Source organism: Vibrio sp. V08_P9A1T1, assembly GCF_963874405.1.
GTDB classification, from domain to species: Bacteria; Pseudomonadota; Gammaproteobacteria; order Enterobacterales; family Vibrionaceae; genus Vibrio; species Vibrio anguillarum.
This window is the reverse complement of record NZ_CAWNIB010000284.1, coordinates 1-16736: the sequence shown is the minus strand read 5'-3', so window position 1 is coordinate 16736 and position 16736 is coordinate 1. Positions and strand designations below refer to the sequence as shown.

The 16736-nt window shown below is 45.4% G+C and carries 15 protein-coding genes; 9 read left to right on the top strand and 6 right to left on the bottom strand.

The genetic code is table 11. The features are described 5' to 3' along the window. Positions 1-203 precede the first annotated feature (203 nt). Positions 204-497 carry an ArsR/SmtB family transcription factor gene (locus AACT21_RS14165; protein WP_026028082.1) on the top strand — a complete coding sequence of 98 codons (294 nt, stop codon included), beginning with the start codon at positions 204-206 and terminating at the stop codon, positions 495-497. A gap of 152 nt (positions 498-649) precedes the next feature. Here the strand turns inward: AACT21_RS14165 and rpsT are convergent, their stop codons facing one another. Continuing rightward, the gene (gene rpsT / locus AACT21_RS14160) at positions 650-910 is read right to left on the bottom strand and encodes a 30S ribosomal protein S20 (RefSeq protein WP_026027444.1); all 261 of its coding nucleotides are present in this window, start codon (positions 908-910) and stop codon (positions 650-652) included. A 257-nt stretch (positions 911-1167) separates the two neighbouring features. Here rpsT and murJ point away from each other — a divergent pair, with 257 nt between their 5' ends. From murJ to ispH, 6 genes are all read left to right on the top strand, one after another. After that, positions 1168-2730, top strand: a complete 1563-nt coding sequence (gene murJ / locus AACT21_RS14155; protein WP_026028080.1) for a murein biosynthesis integral membrane protein MurJ — start codon at positions 1168-1170, stop codon at positions 2728-2730. Between the two features lie 71 nt (positions 2731-2801). Then, entirely contained in the window at positions 2802-3737 is a 936-nt protein-coding gene (ribF, locus tag AACT21_RS14150) for a bifunctional riboflavin kinase/FAD synthetase (protein ID WP_026028079.1), read from the top strand. 63 nt (positions 3738-3800) lie between these two features. Continuing rightward, positions 3801-6659, top strand: coding sequence for an isoleucine--tRNA ligase (gene ileS, locus AACT21_RS14145; protein ID WP_094164111.1), 2859 nt, complete (start codon positions 3801-3803; stop codon positions 6657-6659). A 17-nt stretch (positions 6660-6676) separates the two neighbouring features. Then, the gene (gene lspA, locus AACT21_RS14140) at positions 6677-7186 is read left to right on the top strand and encodes a signal peptidase II (protein WP_026028078.1); all 510 of its coding nucleotides are present in this window, start codon (positions 6677-6679) and stop codon (positions 7184-7186) included. Positions 7187-7354: 168 nt separating this feature from the next. Then, the gene (fkpB, locus tag AACT21_RS14135; protein WP_013857554.1) at positions 7355-7786 is read left to right on the top strand and encodes an FKBP-type peptidyl-prolyl cis-trans isomerase; all 432 of its coding nucleotides are present in this window, start codon (positions 7355-7357) and stop codon (positions 7784-7786) included. A 26-nt stretch (positions 7787-7812) separates the two neighbouring features. Continuing rightward, on the top strand, positions 7813-8775 hold the full coding sequence (ispH, locus tag AACT21_RS14130) for a 4-hydroxy-3-methylbut-2-enyl diphosphate reductase (RefSeq protein ID WP_013857553.1): 963 nt from the start codon (positions 7813-7815) through the stop codon (positions 8773-8775). Between the two features lie 92 nt (positions 8776-8867). Here ispH and AACT21_RS14125 read toward each other — a convergent pair whose 3' ends face one another. After that, positions 8868-10352, bottom strand: a complete 1485-nt coding sequence (locus AACT21_RS14125; protein ID WP_017043277.1) for a carbon starvation CstA family protein — start codon at positions 10350-10352, stop codon at positions 8868-8870. A 244-nt stretch (positions 10353-10596) separates the two neighbouring features. Here AACT21_RS14125 and AACT21_RS14120 point away from each other — a divergent pair, with 244 nt between their 5' ends. After that, positions 10597-10938, top strand: coding sequence for a DUF2799 domain-containing protein (locus tag AACT21_RS14120; protein ID WP_094164110.1), 342 nt, complete (start codon positions 10597-10599; stop codon positions 10936-10938). 30 nt (positions 10939-10968) lie between these two features. Here the strand turns inward: AACT21_RS14120 and murQ are convergent, their stop codons facing one another. Both murQ and AACT21_RS14110 read right to left on the bottom strand, forming a co-directional pair. Beyond that, entirely contained in the window at positions 10969-11886 is a 918-nt protein-coding gene (gene murQ, locus AACT21_RS14115) for an N-acetylmuramic acid 6-phosphate etherase (protein WP_094164109.1), read from the bottom strand. Positions 11887-11901: 15 nt separating this feature from the next. Continuing rightward, entirely contained in the window at positions 11902-13014 is a 1113-nt protein-coding gene (locus AACT21_RS14110) for an anhydro-N-acetylmuramic acid kinase (protein WP_026028077.1), read from the bottom strand. Between the two features lie 98 nt (positions 13015-13112). Here AACT21_RS14110 and nagZ point away from each other — a divergent pair, with 98 nt between their 5' ends. Then, complete coding sequence (gene nagZ, locus AACT21_RS14105) at positions 13113-14099, top strand: beta-N-acetylhexosaminidase (RefSeq protein WP_038220500.1); 987 nt, start codon at positions 13113-13115, stop codon at positions 14097-14099. A 54-nt stretch (positions 14100-14153) separates the two neighbouring features. Here the strand turns inward: nagZ and btsR are convergent, their stop codons facing one another. Then, entirely contained in the window at positions 14154-14870 is a 717-nt protein-coding gene (gene btsR / locus AACT21_RS14100) for a two-component system response regulator BtsR (RefSeq protein WP_017047891.1), read from the bottom strand. A gap of 9 nt (positions 14871-14879) precedes the next feature. Beyond that, positions 14880-16559, bottom strand: coding sequence for a sensor histidine kinase (locus tag AACT21_RS14095; protein WP_088720932.1), 1680 nt, complete (start codon positions 16557-16559; stop codon positions 14880-14882). Between the last annotated feature and the right edge of the window lie 177 nt (positions 16560-16736).

Here is a 16736-nt window from a genome sequence, read left to right as displayed (position 1 = left end):
GTAATACTAATCTAAACTGGTTATACGCCTTCTGATGCCGTTATTGACGCTCTATTGAATGGTTGCCGTCATAAACGGTATAACAATTAAACTACGTAGAAAAAGGTACTAACCTTACTTATAAACTCATAACCTGTTGGGTTAAGGAAGATGCAAACTTGTGATGCGTTTGATGTAAGAAGTTGTTCCAAGGGAGCTTATTCATGAACCTACAAGAAATGGAAAAAAATTCCGCTAAAGCAGTGGTGTTGTTAAAGGCTATGGCTAACGAAAGACGCCTACAAATATTGTGTTTATTACACAATCAAGAACTGTCGGTTGGTGAGCTATGTGGGAAATTAGAATTGAGTCAATCGGCACTTTCGCAGCATCTTGCTTGGTTAAGAAGAGATGGGTTAGTGGATACAAGAAAAGAAGCTCAGACGGTTTACTACACACTCAGCAGCCATGAGATCAAGGCGATGATTGAGTTGTTACACGGTTTATACTGCCGCTAGTGTTTTGAAAAATACACAATCCGAAATTATGTTTCAGTAACATAGTTCGGATTTTTTTATATTGAAATTAGAGTAAATACTTTACTTGACGCTGCAGATATAAAAAAACCGGCCTTAGCCGGTTTTTATTTTCGCGTGGAACCAAGTCTAAATTATAGAGCTTTGATTGCTGCAGCGAAACGAGACTTATGGCGAGCAGCTTTGTTCTTGTGAACAAGACCTTTAGTCGACATACGGTCAAGGATTGGTGTAACTGCAGCAAATGCAGCAGTTGCAGCTTCTTTATCGCCAGCTGCGATAGCTGCGATGGTTTTCTTCATGTAAGTGCGCATCATAGAACGACGGCTAGCATTATGCTGACGACGTTTCTCAGCTTGGATAGCGCGCTTCTTAGCAGATTTACTATTTGCCAAGGGTCTAACTCCCAAAAACTTAGTTCGGTGACAATTTAAGGGCGGGGAATATCCCTTATTTGCTCTCAATTGTCAAATGATTTGTGCAAAAACCGTTCTAGGCCAAACAAATTTTGGTATAGGAAGGTCATCGCGGTTAAGATGCGGGGATTCTAACAGTATTTTTTTTCCAATGCTAATACTTATCTGATCTCGCACTGACATTCCTTATGTGTTGCTGTGGATAATGACGTTTTGGCTTGTTTTTCGAGGTAATAGTGAGCAAACGCCTACTCAAATCTGGCTTGATTGTCAGTGCTATGACGTTGATTTCTCGTGTGTTGGGTCTAGTTCGTGACGTAGTTGTTGCGAATTTGATGGGGGCAGGTGCGAGTGCCGATGTTTTTTTCTTTGCTAATAAAATTCCTAACTTTTTACGTCGGCTATTTGCCGAAGGGGCGTTTTCTCAAGCATTTGTTCCAGTACTGACAGAATACCATTCATCCGGAGATATCAATAAAACACGCGAGCTGATTGCTAAAGCATCTGGCACATTGGGGGTGATTGTCACTTTGGTGACTGTTGTGGGGATCTTATGCTCTGGTGCGGTCACGGCACTGTTTGGGGCTGGTTGGTTTTTAGATTGGCTTAATGATGGTCCTGATGCGCATAAGTTTGAGCTTGCGAGTTTATTATTAAAAATCACTTTTCCTTACTTATGGTTCATCACTTTTGTTGCTTTATCAGGAGCGATTCTCAATACCCTGGGCAAATTTGCCGTCTCTTCTTTTACCCCTGTATTTTTGAATGTGATGATCATCGGTTGCGCTTGGTTTTTGTCGCCGCACTTGCAGCAACCGGAAATTGGCTTGGCGATTGGCGTCCTTCTTGGGGGATTGGTCCAGTTTCTATTTCAAATTCCATTTTTGCTCAAAGCAGGTTTATTGGTTTGGCCTCAATGGGGTTGGAATGAACCGGGGGTTGTGAAAATTCGCACTTTGATGTTGCCCGCTCTTTTTGGGGTATCGGTCAGTCAAATTAACTTATTGCTGGACACCTTCATTGCCAGCTTCTTACAAACGGGCTCCATCAGCTGGCTTTACTATTCAGACCGTTTGCTAGAATTTCCGTTAGGCTTATTTGGTATTGCGATCGCTACCGTTATTTTGCCCGCATTATCCCGTAAACATGTTGATGCCCACAGCGAAGGATTTTCGCAAACTATGGATTGGGGTATTCGTATGGTTTGTCTGCTCGGTTTTCCTGCGATGTTAGGCCTGATTGTGTTGGCAAAACCGATGCTTATGGTGCTATTTATGCGAGGTGAGTTTACCCCGAATGATGTCAATCAAACGGCGTTGTCACTCTATGCATTTGGTTTGGGCTTGATCAGTTTTATGCTGATCAAAGTGCTTGCACCAGGGTACTACTCTCGGCAAGACACCAAAACGCCAGTTCGTTATGGCATTATCGCCATGATCTCTAATATGGTCTTCAATGCACTTTTAGCGTGGCATTTAAGTTATGTTGGTTTGGCGTTAGCTACGTCATTATCTGCTTTTATCAACATGGCACTGCTTTACAGAGGGTTACATGTGCAAGGGGTGTATCAGATCACCCGTAAAACTATTGGTTTTATTATTCGCTTAATGGTGGCCAGCAGTGCGATGGTTGTGGTCATTGTTTGGCAATTGGAAGAAATGTCAACGTGGCTAGAGTGGAGCCTGACACAGAGGGCTACATCATTGGTGATGCTGATCAGTATCGGTGCGGTCAGTTATTTGCTTTGCCTAGCCGTGCTTGGCGTGCGTTTAAAAGACTTAAAAGCGGCGACAGATTAATGGTGATTAGTATATAATCCGTCGGTTTCGCACCTTGCTAATTGAGAACTATAGGTTTTAAGCATTTTCTAATGGAATTGATTCGCGGCATTCACAATATCAAGCCACAGCATCATGGCTGTGTATTAACCATCGGAAACTTTGATGGTGTTCATTTAGGACATCAGCAAGTTTTGAAGCAAGTATCCAAGAAAGCGCAATTATTGGGTTTACCTTCGGTGGTCATGACGTTTGAACCGCAGCCATTAGAATTATTTGCCAAGCACAATGCACCAGCTCGATTAACTCGATTACGTGATAAATTTGTGCAACTGAACAAGCAGTCGGTTGACAGATTGTTATGTGTGAATTTTAACCAGCACTTTGCTAATTTAACGGCAGAAGCTTTTATTCGTGACTTGTTGGTCGCTCAGTTGGGTGTTAAGTTTCTGGTGATTGGTGATGATTTTTGTTTTGGTAAAAATCGCCAAGGTAATTTCAGTATGCTGCAGCAAGCTGGACAACAGTTTGGTTTTGAGGTGGTAAGTACCCACAGTTTTTGCTTGCAACAACAAAGAGTGAGTAGTACTGCTATTCGTAACGCTTTAGCAAGCGATGACTTAGTGTTAGCTAAACAGATGCTCGGTCGTGATTACGGTATCAGTGGTCGAGTGTCGCATGGTCAAAAGTTAGGGCGAACCATTGGTTTCCCTACAGCGAACATTCCGCTTAAGCGCTGTGTTTCACCGGTCTCTGGTGTTTACGTCGTCAATGTCTATGGCCTTGATAACTCGCCTATCGGAGGAATTGCCAATATTGGTAATAGGCCAACAGTCAACGGGGTTCGCCAACAACTTGAAGTACACTTGTTTGACTTTCATGCCAATTTATATGGCAAACAGCTAGAAGTGGCACTTTTACATAAGCTTCGAGATGAAAAGAAATTTGAATCTTTTGGAGCGTTAAAGCAACAAATTGAATTGGATGCTGATGCGGCAAGGGTGTGGTTGCATCAGCTAAAGAATTAGTCGGATTATTCCACCGATTAATATCATGTCTAACGTCGCCCAATATAACGGAATTAAGAATCGATGAGTGATTATAAAGATACCCTGAACCTACCTGAAACAGGGTTTCCAATGCGTGGCGATCTGGCTAAACGTGAGCCAGAAATGTTAAAGCGTTGGTATCAAGAAGATCTTTACGGCGAAATCCGTAAAGCCAAAAAAGGCAAAAAATCTTTCGTATTGCACGATGGCCCTCCTTATGCCAACGGTGATATTCATATTGGTCACGCACTGAATAAGATTCTTAAAGACATTATTATCAAATCGAAAACCTTATCTGGTTTTGACGCGCCTTACATCCCAGGTTGGGACTGTCACGGGCTACCTATCGAATTGATGGTAGAGAAAAAAGTCGGCAAACCGGGCCAGAAAGTGACCGCGGCTGAGTTTCGTGAAAAATGCCGTGAATATGCAGCAGGTCAAGTGGAAGGCCAGAAAGAGAGCTTTAAGCGTTTGGGCATCATGGGTGAGTGGGATAAACCTTATCGCACCATGGATTTCGCCACCGAAGCGAACATTATTCGCGCATTGGGTAAAATTGCCGATAAAAGCCACCTGCTGAAAGGTTTCAAACCTGTTCACTGGTGTACTGATTGTGGTTCAGCACTGGCTGAAGCGGAAGTTGAATACAAAGATAAAGTGTCACCTTCGATTGACGTACGATTCAAAGCAGCCGATGAAGCGGCGCTGCTTGAAAAGTTCACGCTCGCGGCTGATCACGCCGGCCACGGTGAAGTGTCGATTGTCATTTGGACAACCACACCTTGGACCTTGCCAGCTAACCGCGCAGTCTGCTTACGTGATGATCTTGAATATGTTTTGCTGCAAATTGAAGCAGACGGTGAACGCTCTGCTGAACGCATTATCGTTGCGTCAGAACTTGCAAAAAGTGTCATGGATCGTGCTGGTATCAGTCATTACCACAACCTTGGTTTTTGCCGAGGTGCAGACCTCGAACTAATGCCTTTTAATCATCCATTTTACGCATTTACTGTGCCTGCGATTTTGGGTGAGCACGTAACTACTGAATCGGGTACTGGTGTCGTTCATACTGCACCTGGTCATGGTCAAGAAGACTTCGTGGTCGGTCAGCAATACGGCCTTGAAGTAGCCAACCCTGTCGGTTCAAACGGCGTATATCTAGCAGACACCGAGCTATTTGCTGGTCAACATGTGTTTAAAGCGAATGACTCTGTACTTGAAGTACTGAAAGAAAAAGGTGCTTTGTTGCACCACCATGCCTACGAGCATAGTTATCCTCATTGCTGGCGTCATAAAACCCCAATCATTTTCCGTGCAACACCACAATGGTTTGTTTCTATGGAGCAAGCCGGTCTGCGCGCCCAAGCTCTAGAATCGATCAAAGGCGTACAATGGATGCCGGAATGGGGTCAAAGCCGCATCGAAGCAATGATTGAAGGTCGTCCTGAATGGTGTATTTCTCGTCAGCGTACTTGGGGTGTACCGATTGCGCTATTTGTGCATAAAGAGACGGCAGAACTTCATCCTAATAGCCCTGCGCTGATTGAAACAGTGGCGCAATTGGTAGAACAAAAAGGGATTCAAGCGTGGTGGGATGTCGACACTGCTGAGATCTTGGGCGAGGAAGATGCCAAGCATTACGAAAAAGTACTCGATACACTGGATGTGTGGTTCGACTCTGGTGTGACTCACTACGCCGTTGTTGATAAGCGTGAAGAGTTCAATGGCCACGGTGCAGATCTGTACCTTGAAGGTTCAGATCAGCATCGTGGTTGGTTCCAATCTTCATTGATTTCATCGGTAGCAATGAAAGGTGCTGCGCCTTACAAACAAGTATTGACGCATGGCTTTGTGGTCGATGGTCATGGCCGCAAGATGTCAAAATCAATCGGCAACGTGGTTGCGCCAAAAGATGTCACCAATAAACTGGGTGCAGACATCCTGCGTCTATGGGTTGCATCGACTGATTACACTGGTGAAGTGGCGGTTTCTGACGAAATTCTAAAACGTTCGGCGGATGCTTATCGCCGTATCCGTAATACAGCACGTTTCTTCTTAGCCAACCTCAATGGATTTAACCCAGCAACGGATATGGTTGCAGCTGACGAGATGGTGTCGCTGGATCGCTGGGCCGTAGGCCGTGCCTTTGCGGCGCAACAAGAAATTGTCAAAGCATATGAAGAGTATAATACGCATGGCGTGATCCAACGTTTGATGCACTTCTGCTCAATTGAAATGGGTTCGTTCTACCTTGATGTGATTAAAGATCGCCAATACACCGCTAAACAAGGTGCACATGCACAGCGTAGCTGTCAAACGGCGCTGTATTACATCGTTGAGGCTTTGGTTCGTTGGATGGCACCGATCATGTCATTTACGGCTGATGAAATTTGGAACGAAATGCCAGCGATGCAAGCTAATGGCGAGCCGCGTGAAAAATTTGTCTTTACGGGTGAGTGGTTTGAAGGTCTGTTTGGGTTAACTGAAGGCGAAGAGTTGAACAATGAATTTTGGGCAGAGATGCAAAAAGTTCGTAGCTCGGTGAACAAGTTGCTTGAAACTGCTCGCAGTGAAAAAATCATTGGTGGCTCATTACAAGCTGAAGTGGTGCTGTTTGCTGATGACGCTTTAGTGGCTCAGTTAAACAAGCTTGAAGATGAACTGCGTTTTGTACTGCTGACATCAAAAGCGATAGTGAAGCCTCTGGCTGAGAAAAGCGATGCGGCACAAGCAACGGAAACAACAGGCTTGTTTGTGTTGGTGAGCGCAACGGAAGCAGAGAAGTGCGATCGTTGTTGGCATCATACTCCTGACGTTGGCACTATCACTGGTCATGAAACTATTTGTGGCCGTTGTGTGTCGAACGTGGATGGTGAAGGCGAAGTTCGTAAGTTCGCTTAATAATATTGGGATTCAATATGGCAGAGCAGACGCTTACTTGGAAACAATCAGGAGTTCGCTGGCTATGGCTAGCGCTTCTGGTCTTTACCCTTGATGTCGGTATAAAGCTGATGGTCATGGATAACATGGGGTATGGTTGGGCAAATCGCATCGAAGTAATGCCTTTTTTTAACCTACTTTATGTACATAACTATGGTGCGGCATTTAGCTTTTTAGGTGATCAAGCGGGTTGGCAACGTTGGTTGTTTACCGCTATCGCCTTTGCGGTGACGGGGCTCCTCACTTACTGGATGAGTAAGCTGCCTGCGCAAGAGAAGTGGCATAATATCGCTTATGCCATGATTATTGGTGGTGCAATCGGCAACGTGTTTGATCGTATCGTGCACGGTTTTGTGGTTGATTATCTTGATTTCTACTGGGGCAATTATCACTGGCCAGCGTTTAACTTGGCTGACAGTGCCATTTGCCTTGGTGCAGCAATGATTATCCTTGATGGCTTTCGTAAAAAAGACGATGCGCACTCATAATGGCTAAAATAGTTGAATAACCCTAAGCGCTGTCTGTTGATTCAGGTGGCGCTTTTTGTTTACTCTTCATCTCTAAAAATACGGTGGCGATAGGCGTACTAAAAACGGGCATTTTTATGTCGTTATGGATGCCTTGTCTCCACACTAAAATAAATAAAGAGAAATCACGTGACGACAATAAAAGCAAACAGTGCGGTAACCCTACACTTCACCATTAAATTAAAAGATGGCTCTATTGCGGATAGCACTCATAATATGGGCAAACCAGCGAAATTGGTTATTGGTGATGGCAGTCTAAGCGACAATTTTGAGTTGTGCTTAATCGGTCTGAGTGCCGGAGAATCCAAAACCATTGAGTTAAAAGCCGAAGACGCGTTTGGTTTGTCTAACCCAGATAACATCCACCATATGGATCGCGCCAAATTTGCCGGTAATACTGAGGTGGAAGTTGGCACGATTATGGCGTTTAGTGGCCGCGATGGCTTAGAAATTCCTGGCATTATCACCGCTATTGCGGGCGATTCGGTAACGGTTGATTTTAACCACCCACTTGCAGGACAAGATGTCATTTTTGATGTTGAAATTTTGTCTGTAGAATAATTGTCAACTTGCGATAACCCTATTCAATGAGCAATGAAATGAAAATATTGTTAGCCAACCCTCGTGGTTTTTGCGCCGGTGTTGATCGTGCGATCAGCATTGTTGAACGCGCACTTGAGCTGTATCAGCCTCCGATTTATGTACGACATGAAGTGGTGCATAACCGCTTTGTGGTGGAAGGGCTGAAGCAGCGCGGGGCCATTTTTGTTGAGGACTTACACGAAGTACCTGATGACAATATTGTGATCTTTTCTGCTCATGGCGTTTCGCAAGCGGTGAGACTTGAAGCGAAAGCGCGTGCATTAACCGTGTTTGATGCCACTTGCCCTTTGGTGACTAAAGTGCATATGGAAGTGGCTCGAGCCAGTCGCCGCAGTATGGAAGTAGTGCTGATTGGCCATGCAGGTCATCCTGAAGTGGAAGGAACCATGGGCCAATACGCCAGTAAAAAAGGCGGCATGTACTTGGTTGAAAAACCGGAAGATGTTGAATCGCTAAAAGCTATCGTTAAAGATCCGACTAATTTACATTATGTTAGCCAAACCACCTTGTCGGTGGATGAAACAGCCGATGTGATTGATAAATTGCGTGAAGTGTTTCCTGATATTCAGGGACCACGTAAAGATGATATCTGTTACGCGACACAAAACCGCCAAGATGCGGTGCGTCAACTTGCATTGGATGTTGATTTGGTGGTGGTGGTGGGCTCGAAAAATTCATCAAACTCTACGCGTTTAAAAGAATTGGCGGAAAAGCTCGGAACGCCGGGTTACTTGATTGATTGCCCTGAAGATATTGATCCAACGTGGTTTGATGGTAAGAAAACCGTTGGCGTCACGGCCGGCGCATCGGCACCCGAAGCATTAGTGAATCAGATCCTAGATCGAATTAAAGAGCTTGGTGCTCAATCGGTTGAAGAAGTGCTTGGACGAGAAGAGAACATGTTTTTTGAAGTGCCCAAAGAGCTGCAAATCAAGCAAATCGACTAGTCAATAAAAAGTATTTGTAGACGTACCAATAAAAGAAGAAGGGCTTCCAAATGGAAGCCCTTTTCTATAACGCAAGCGAAGCGTCATTCACACTATGCAGTTTCTGTGACTGCTTTCGGTTTTTCTTCATCGGTAAGTTCGATGTCGCCTTTACCTTTGGAGATTCTAATTACATATATGGTTACGGACAGTGAGAACAAAATACCGGCAATGGTTGATGCTTGCATCGGTAAGCCAAAGCCTAATGCACTGTTATTAAGAATGAAGGTGGCACAAACCGTGGTCATAAACATCGCGGGGATAGTCGCAATCCAATGCAGTTTGTTATGGCGTAGTAAATAGGCGGAAGCGGTCCAAAGCATCATTACTGCTGTGGTTTGGTTGGCAAAACCGAAGTAGCGCCAAATAATACCGAAATCCACTTGAGTGAGAATGGCACCCAAAACAAACAGCGGCAGTGCCATGAACAAGCGATTACGCAGCGTTTTTTGTTCCATATTGAAATATTCAGCTAAGATCAAACGACTAGAGCGAAATGCAGTGTCGCCTGAGGTGATGGGTAGGATAACCACACCCAAGAAGGCGATGATGCCGCCAAACACACCTAATAAGCCAAAGGATGCGCTGTACACAACGTTACCCGGGCCGCCGTTTTTCACCGCTTCTGATAATCCTTCCAATGAGCCAAAGAAAGAGAGTGCAATCGCACACCAGATAAGTGCGATAATTCCTTCACCAATCATCGCACCGTAAAACACGAAGCGGCCATTTTTTTCGTTTTCCATACAGCGAGCCATCAATGGCGACTGAGTTGCATGGAAACCAGAGATAGCACCGCAAGCAATCGTGATAAAGAGCGCTGGCCAAAGTGGTAGGTCGTTCGGGTTCATGTTGCTGAACATGTCGCTCATTTCAAAACCGCCCATCACAGTGTGTTCACTGGAAAGTGCAATCGCGGTCATTAAGCCAACCGACATAAAGATCAACAATGCGCCGAACAGTGGGTAGAAACGGCCGATGATTTTATCGACAGGAACGATGGTGGCGAGAATGTAGTAAGCGAAAATGATCACCACCATTGAGGTCATGCTCACCGTTAGACTCGTTTGCTCGTTAATCAGATTGGTGATCATCCCTGCAGGCGCAGAAACGAAAACAACCCCCACGAGCAGTAACAGTACAATGGCAAAAATGTTCATAAAATGTTTGGCGCCATTGCCTAGGTAACGGCCGGTAATGGTAGGCACTGAAGCGCCGCCATTGCGTACCGACAACATGCCTGAAAAGTAGTCATGCACCGCACCTGCAAAAATACAGCCGACGACAATCCACAACATTGCCGCAGGACCATAGAGTGCGCCCATGATTGGGCCGAAAATTGGGCCTACGCCAGCAATATTAAGCAATTGTACCAAGTAGACTTTTTTGGTCGACATAGGAACATAGTCCACGCCATCACTCATGGTGTGGGCCGGTGTTTTACGGTTCTCGTTAATACCAAATACTTTTTCTACAAAAGCGCCGTAGATAAAGTATCCGGCCAGTAGGGCTGCGACACAGGTAAGAAACCACATCATAGCAATTGTCCTTTATGAATGAATTAAGCTCACTGTGGATAATAAAGGGCTCTGTGACGAGAAACATCTGCTTTTCCAGTGAGCGGCACTATAAGCCAGTTAAGTGGCTATTTCACACAATAAGTGGTTTAAGGCTCGTCTCATCATCTGGATCAATAATGCTTTGCTGCTGGGAGGCAATGAGTGGCATCTTACAAGCAATCTGCTAGGCTAATTGAATGAAAATAAGAACTTAAGGACAACAATGAAAAAATTAAGTGTATTGTGCGCTGCTATATTGATGATTGGGTGTGCGGCCTCTGATGCTGAATTAGCACAAAACGGAGATTGGCAACAAATTGGTTATCAAGATGGAGTCACAGGTCATACTCAGCGTAGCTATAAAAAGCTTTCTGAGCTGGGTTTGGTGCAACAAGCCGATTACGAAACGGGATACGTTAAAGGGCTAAGCGAGTATTGTAACCCCAATTTCGCCTATCAAATTGGATTGTCAGGACTATATTATGAAGGTGCGTGCGAAGGAACCGAGCAAGCACAGCGCTTTCGCATGGAATGGCAACGGGGTTGGAATGAGTTTTCTAACTGATTTTTTGATTGAGAGCCACTAGTGGCTCTCTTATTCGCTTTCCATTGCCCGGCGAAGAAAACCATCAGACTCCGTCAATTTATCCATAGCTTCTGCATAACTTAACCCCGTCAAGTGCATCAATATCGCTACTTTTACATTGTTGTTGCTTTGGGCTAATAAGTATTCAGCCTCAGCGCGTTCACAGTCGGTTGCTTGCATCACAATTCGCACCGCTCTGGCGATGAGTTTTCGGTTAGTGGCCTTAACATCGACCATTAAATTTTGGTAACTCTTACCAAGACGGATCATGCTAGCGGTGGTGAGCATGTTGAGTACCAGCTTCTGCGCTGTACCGGATTTTAAGCGCGTTGAACCGGTCAGAGCTTCTGGCCCAACGACAGGGCTAATGGCTATTTGAGCCAATTCTGCAATCGGGGAATCCGGGTTACATGATAGGGCAATGGTTGTCGCGCCCAAATCATTAGCATACTCCAAGGCACCGATGACATAAGGTGTGCGCCCACTAGCGGCAATGCCAACAACCACATCTTGATCCGTAAAATGAATACTTTTGAGATCTTGAATGCCGAGTTCTGCGCAATCTTCCGCCCCTTCTTTAGCACTGAACATGGCCTCTTTCCCACCGGCAATCAAACCAATCACCATCTGATCGCTAACCCCAAATGTTGGAGGGCACTCTGATGCATCAAGAACGCCTAATCGACCACTGGTTCCTGCGCCAATGTAGATTAATCGACCACCATGTTTGAATGCATAGGTAATTCGATCCACGGCTAAGGCGATCTCCGGAATGACTTTTTCGACGGCCAGCGGAACGTGTTTATCTTGTTGATTGAGCCGTTCTACAATTTCTTGTGCTGATAGTAGGTCAATATCCATTGTGTCAGGGTTGCGACCTTCGGAAATAAGGTGAGAAAGCGCAGAGAGCAGCGCGTCATTAGTCATACCATTCCTTACTTATTAATGAGTAAAATAGACCACACCCAACGAAGCGAGAGCGCTTGCTCCGGTTACTTCTGGTAGATTGCTGGGTAAATTATGCAGACGACGTTGAGCAAGCCAAGCAAAAGCCATCGCTTCCATGTAGTCACTATCCACCCCTTTATCGCTGGTGGGCATGATGCGCCAGTGTGCTAAATGGGCCTGCAAACGTTCAACCAATAGCGGGTTACGGGCACCGCCCCCACACAGCAGCAATTCCGGCGCTGGCCCACATTGGTAGTGTGCGACTTGCGTGGCGATGGTGAGTGCTGTGTATTCACAGAGTGTACGTTGCACATCTTCTGCTGCTAACGAAAACTCAGCCAATATCTGCTGAAGCCAAGGGAGATTAAACAGCTCGCGACCTGTACTTTTCGGTGCATTCAACGCAAGGTACGGCTCTTGATTGAGACGTTCGAGTAGTGGTTGGTGTACCTTTCCCGATCTCGCCCACATGCCATTATCATCAAACTTATGGCCTGTCTGTTCAAAGCACCACGCATCCATCAACATATTGCCCGGGCCCGTATCGTAGCCTAATACTTTTTGCTGCGGCCGCAGTACCGAAATATTAGCGATGCCGCCAATATTGAGTACTACAACGCTCGAATCGGTTGATTTGAAAATGGTGTCGTGAAATGCAGGGACTAATGGAGCTCCTTGGCCGCCGAGCGCCATATCTTTGCGACGAAAATCAGCCACTGTGTCGATGCCAGTTTTGCTGCTGATGATATTGGCATCACCGAGTTGCATCGTAAAAGGCGTATTACCGTTGGGTTGATGAAAAACCGTTTGGCCATGGCAGCCAATCGCGCGAATATCGCACGCTTGATAGCCTGATTGAGCCAGTAAAGCGATGACTGCATCAGCAAACAGATGGCCGAGCAAGTGGTCTAACTCGCCAATCTCTTGCACATTGGTTGATTGCCCAATACAGACATTCAGCAAACGCTGTTTGAGATCTTCTGGCATTGGGAAATCAGCGTGAGCCAATAAACGAATTTGGTTGCCATCCATTTCGACCAGCGCTGTATCGACACCATCCATGCTGGTGCCAGACATCACACCAATGTAGCGTTCAATGCTCTTCATTCGCTTCTCCTTCAACTCAAAAACAAAATCATTGTAATAGAAATTCAAAGCGAATAACCTCGTTAAATTAACTGTTTAAGTAAATTTTTGGAGTGAGCATGGGACCGTTGTGGCTAGATGTGGCAGGCTGTGAATTGAGCGCTGAAGACAAAGAGATTCTTGAGCATCCCACTGTCGGCGGGGTCATTCTTTTTGCGCGTAATTATCACGATAACGCGCAGTTGCTTGCGCTTAATAAAGCGATTCGCCACGCAGCAAAACGTCCGATTTTGATTGGTGTCGATCAAGAAGGTGGGCGAGTACAACGTTTTCGTGATGGGTTTTCGCTGATCCCTGCCGCGCAGCAGTATGCCAAGCAGAATAATGGTGAAGCATTAGCTCGCCAAGGTGGCTGGCTGATGGCGGCGGAGTTGATTGCTCATGATATTGATCTCAGCTTTGCTCCTGTATTGGATAAAGGTCATGCGTGTAAAGCGATTGGTAATCGTGCTTTTGGTGATGATGTACAGAGCATCATTCGCCACAGTTCAGCCTATATGCAAGGTATGAAAGAGGCTGGCATGGCAACAACAGGTAAACACTTTCCCGGTCACGGCGGGGTAATCGCTGACTCGCATCTTGAGACGCCCTATGATGAGCGCAGCACGGTGATGGAAGAGGACATGGCAATATTCAAAGCGCAGATTGAAGCTGGAGTGCTCGATGCCATGATGCCTGCGCATGTGATTTATCCTCACTATGATGATCAACCTGCCAGCGGCTCTGCGTTTTGGTTGAAGCAAGTACTTCGCCAGCAGTTAGGGTTCAAAGGATTAGTCTTTTCTGATGATTTAACAATGGAAGGGGCATCTGTCATGGGCGGTCCTGCCGAGCGCGCGCATCAATCGCTAGCCGCTGGATGTGACATGATTTTAGTGTGCAATCAACGCGCAGCTCAAATTGAAGTATTGGATAATTTGCCGATTTTGGACGTGCCAGCGGCTGAGTCTCTACTCAAACGTCGTGCTTTTAATCTTCCTCAACTGCAAAGCACTGAACAGTGGAAACAAGCCTCAGAAGCGATGAAACGACTGCTTGGTGAGTAAAAAAATGGCGCTGTGCGTGAAAGCTTCAGCGCCGTTATTTTCTATTCGTTGCGGTTAGTGAAAACCCAGAACTTCTTTTAAATTTTTTAGATAACGTCGGCTGACGGGCACTTTGTGATCACTCAGGGTGATGATTTCCGCCAGCCCATTGTCCAATAATTTGATCTCTTTAATGGCCCTAGTATTGATTAAATACTGGCGGTGACAACGAACCAGTGGCGTTCTTTCTTCCAAAATTTTGAGCGTTAGTTGGCTGGTGGCTCGTTGTAAATGGGTTTGCACATGAACACCACTGATGTCGCTCAAAGCAAACTCGACATCTTTGGTGGCAATGATCACAATTCGATTTAATCCAATGCAGGGAACTTGATCTAACCCTGCTGGTGATAAAATCGAAAAATCCTGCTTTTTTTGCCCTTGGCGAACTAAACGTTGCAGCGTTTTCTTTAAGCGCTCAGGGTCAACTGGCTTGAGTAGATAATCAAACGCATTTTCCTCAAACGCTTGCAGCGCATACTGATCATAAGCGGTGACAAACACCACATTGGGCATCGTATCTGGGTCAAGCATCCCTAGCAGCTCAATGCCAGTAACTTGTGGCATTTGGATGTCGAGAAACACCACGTCTGGCTTTAGCTGATTGATTTTTTTTAACCCTTCGATCGCATTACTGGCGTGACCAATCACATCAACATCGCCCGTCTCTTCTAGTAGCTCAGTCAGTTCTTCCCGAGCGAGCAGTTCGTCATCAATAACCAGTGCCGATAGCATGTTATTCCCTTAGTTAAATCCTTGATGAGGAATGAGAAAGCTCATTCGTGTGTATTGATTAGCCAATACTTCCGTTTTTAGTGCGGCTTGTTCGCCAAATTTATTAGTTAAGCGTTTATTGACAATTTGCATGCCTAAACCATCGTAATCTTCATTCGGAGCTTGGTAACTGCCCGCATTATCTTCCACTACAATTTTGTATCCTTCCGTTTGCACTTGGCTGTAGATTCGTACCCGCCCGCCTTCTAACAAGTTAGAGGTGCCGTGCTTTATCGCATTTTCTACCAGTGGCTGTAGAGTAAAACTGGGTACATTGCGCTCAAGCAGTAATGCATCATCGATGGCGATATCCACTTCAAGGCGATCGGCAAAACGCGCTTGTTCTATGGTTAAGTAGGCTTTGACATGTGCTAATTCTTCTTTAAGAGTCACTGTCTCAATATTTTGTTTGAGGTTACTACGAAAGAAGTGCGAAAGATGCTGGATAAGTTCTCGCGCTTTGTCGGGATCACGGCGGGTGATGGCACTAATGGTATTGAGCGCATTAAACAGAAAGTGAGGGTTGACTTGAGCATGCAGCAGTTTGATCTCGGCACGGGAAAGCAGCATCTGCTTTTGTTGGTATTCGCCGTACAGAATTTGGCTCGACAGTAATTGTGCAATCCCTTCCGCCATTGACATGTTAATGGTTGAAAAAAGTTTACGCTTCGGCTCGTACAGCTTTATGGTTCCAATTACGCGATCACCTGCTCTAAGTGGAATGATTAACGCTGAACCGAGTTTGCAGTTTTTAGAGAGTGAGCATTGATAAGGGGAATCTTTTCCGTCGAGGTAAATAATGCGGTTTTTGGTGATCGCATCGAGTGTACTTTGTGATGAGATTGGCGTATTGGGTTTGTGGTGGTCATCACCGATACCGATAAACGCGAGTATTTTTTCTCTATCGGTGATGGATACCGCGCCAACATTGGTCATTTCGTAAACAATTCGAGCGACTTTACCTGCATTGTGTGGATTAAAACCGTTGGCCAAAATGCCAACTGAACGCTCAGCAATATTCAGTGCGCGACGAGAAAAGGTGGCGGAGTACTCTTCAAAAATGGTTTTTCTGTCTTGTAAAATGCTCATGAATAGCGCTGCGCCGACTGAGTTAGCTATGATCATGGGCGCGGCGATGGTCGAGACTAAGGCGTACGCATCAACAAACGGTTTAGCGACTAACAAAATTACCAACATTTGCACTATCTCAGCAAACAGTGTTACGGCAAAAACAATGCTGGGGCTAAACAGGAGTCGCCCTTTGCCCTTTCTCAGTAAATAGGTGTGCAGCAATCCACCAATCAAGCCTTCTGCAGTGGTTGAAATGGCGCATGCCACATCGGTAAAACCGCCTAAAGTGTAGCGATGCATACCGCCAGTAAATCCAACCGCAAACCCCACAATGGGGCCACCAAATAACCCACCCATGACGGCACCTATCGCCCGCGTATTGGCAATCGCATCGTTGATCTGCAAACCAAAATAGGTGCCCATGATGCAAAAGAGGGAAAACAAAACATAGGTACTGATTTTGTGGCTAATTCGACTGGAAATGTTAAGCAGCGGCAAGAAAATGGGTGTTTTGCTCAACATATAAGCGAGAACGAGGTAAACACACATCTGTTGCAGTAAGGAAAGAATTAAATCCATGTCAAAAACCCGTTGGTTTGGTGATCCCCTTTTCACTTGAAGCTACAGTGGTATTGGCTTTGTTCATTTTCCTAAGCGTAGAGTTTTCTATATACATTAGGATTTATGTACGGATGGCCAGACTGTAACACCAATCTCTTTGGGTATGATTTACGATTCATCCTCACTATTTTAGGT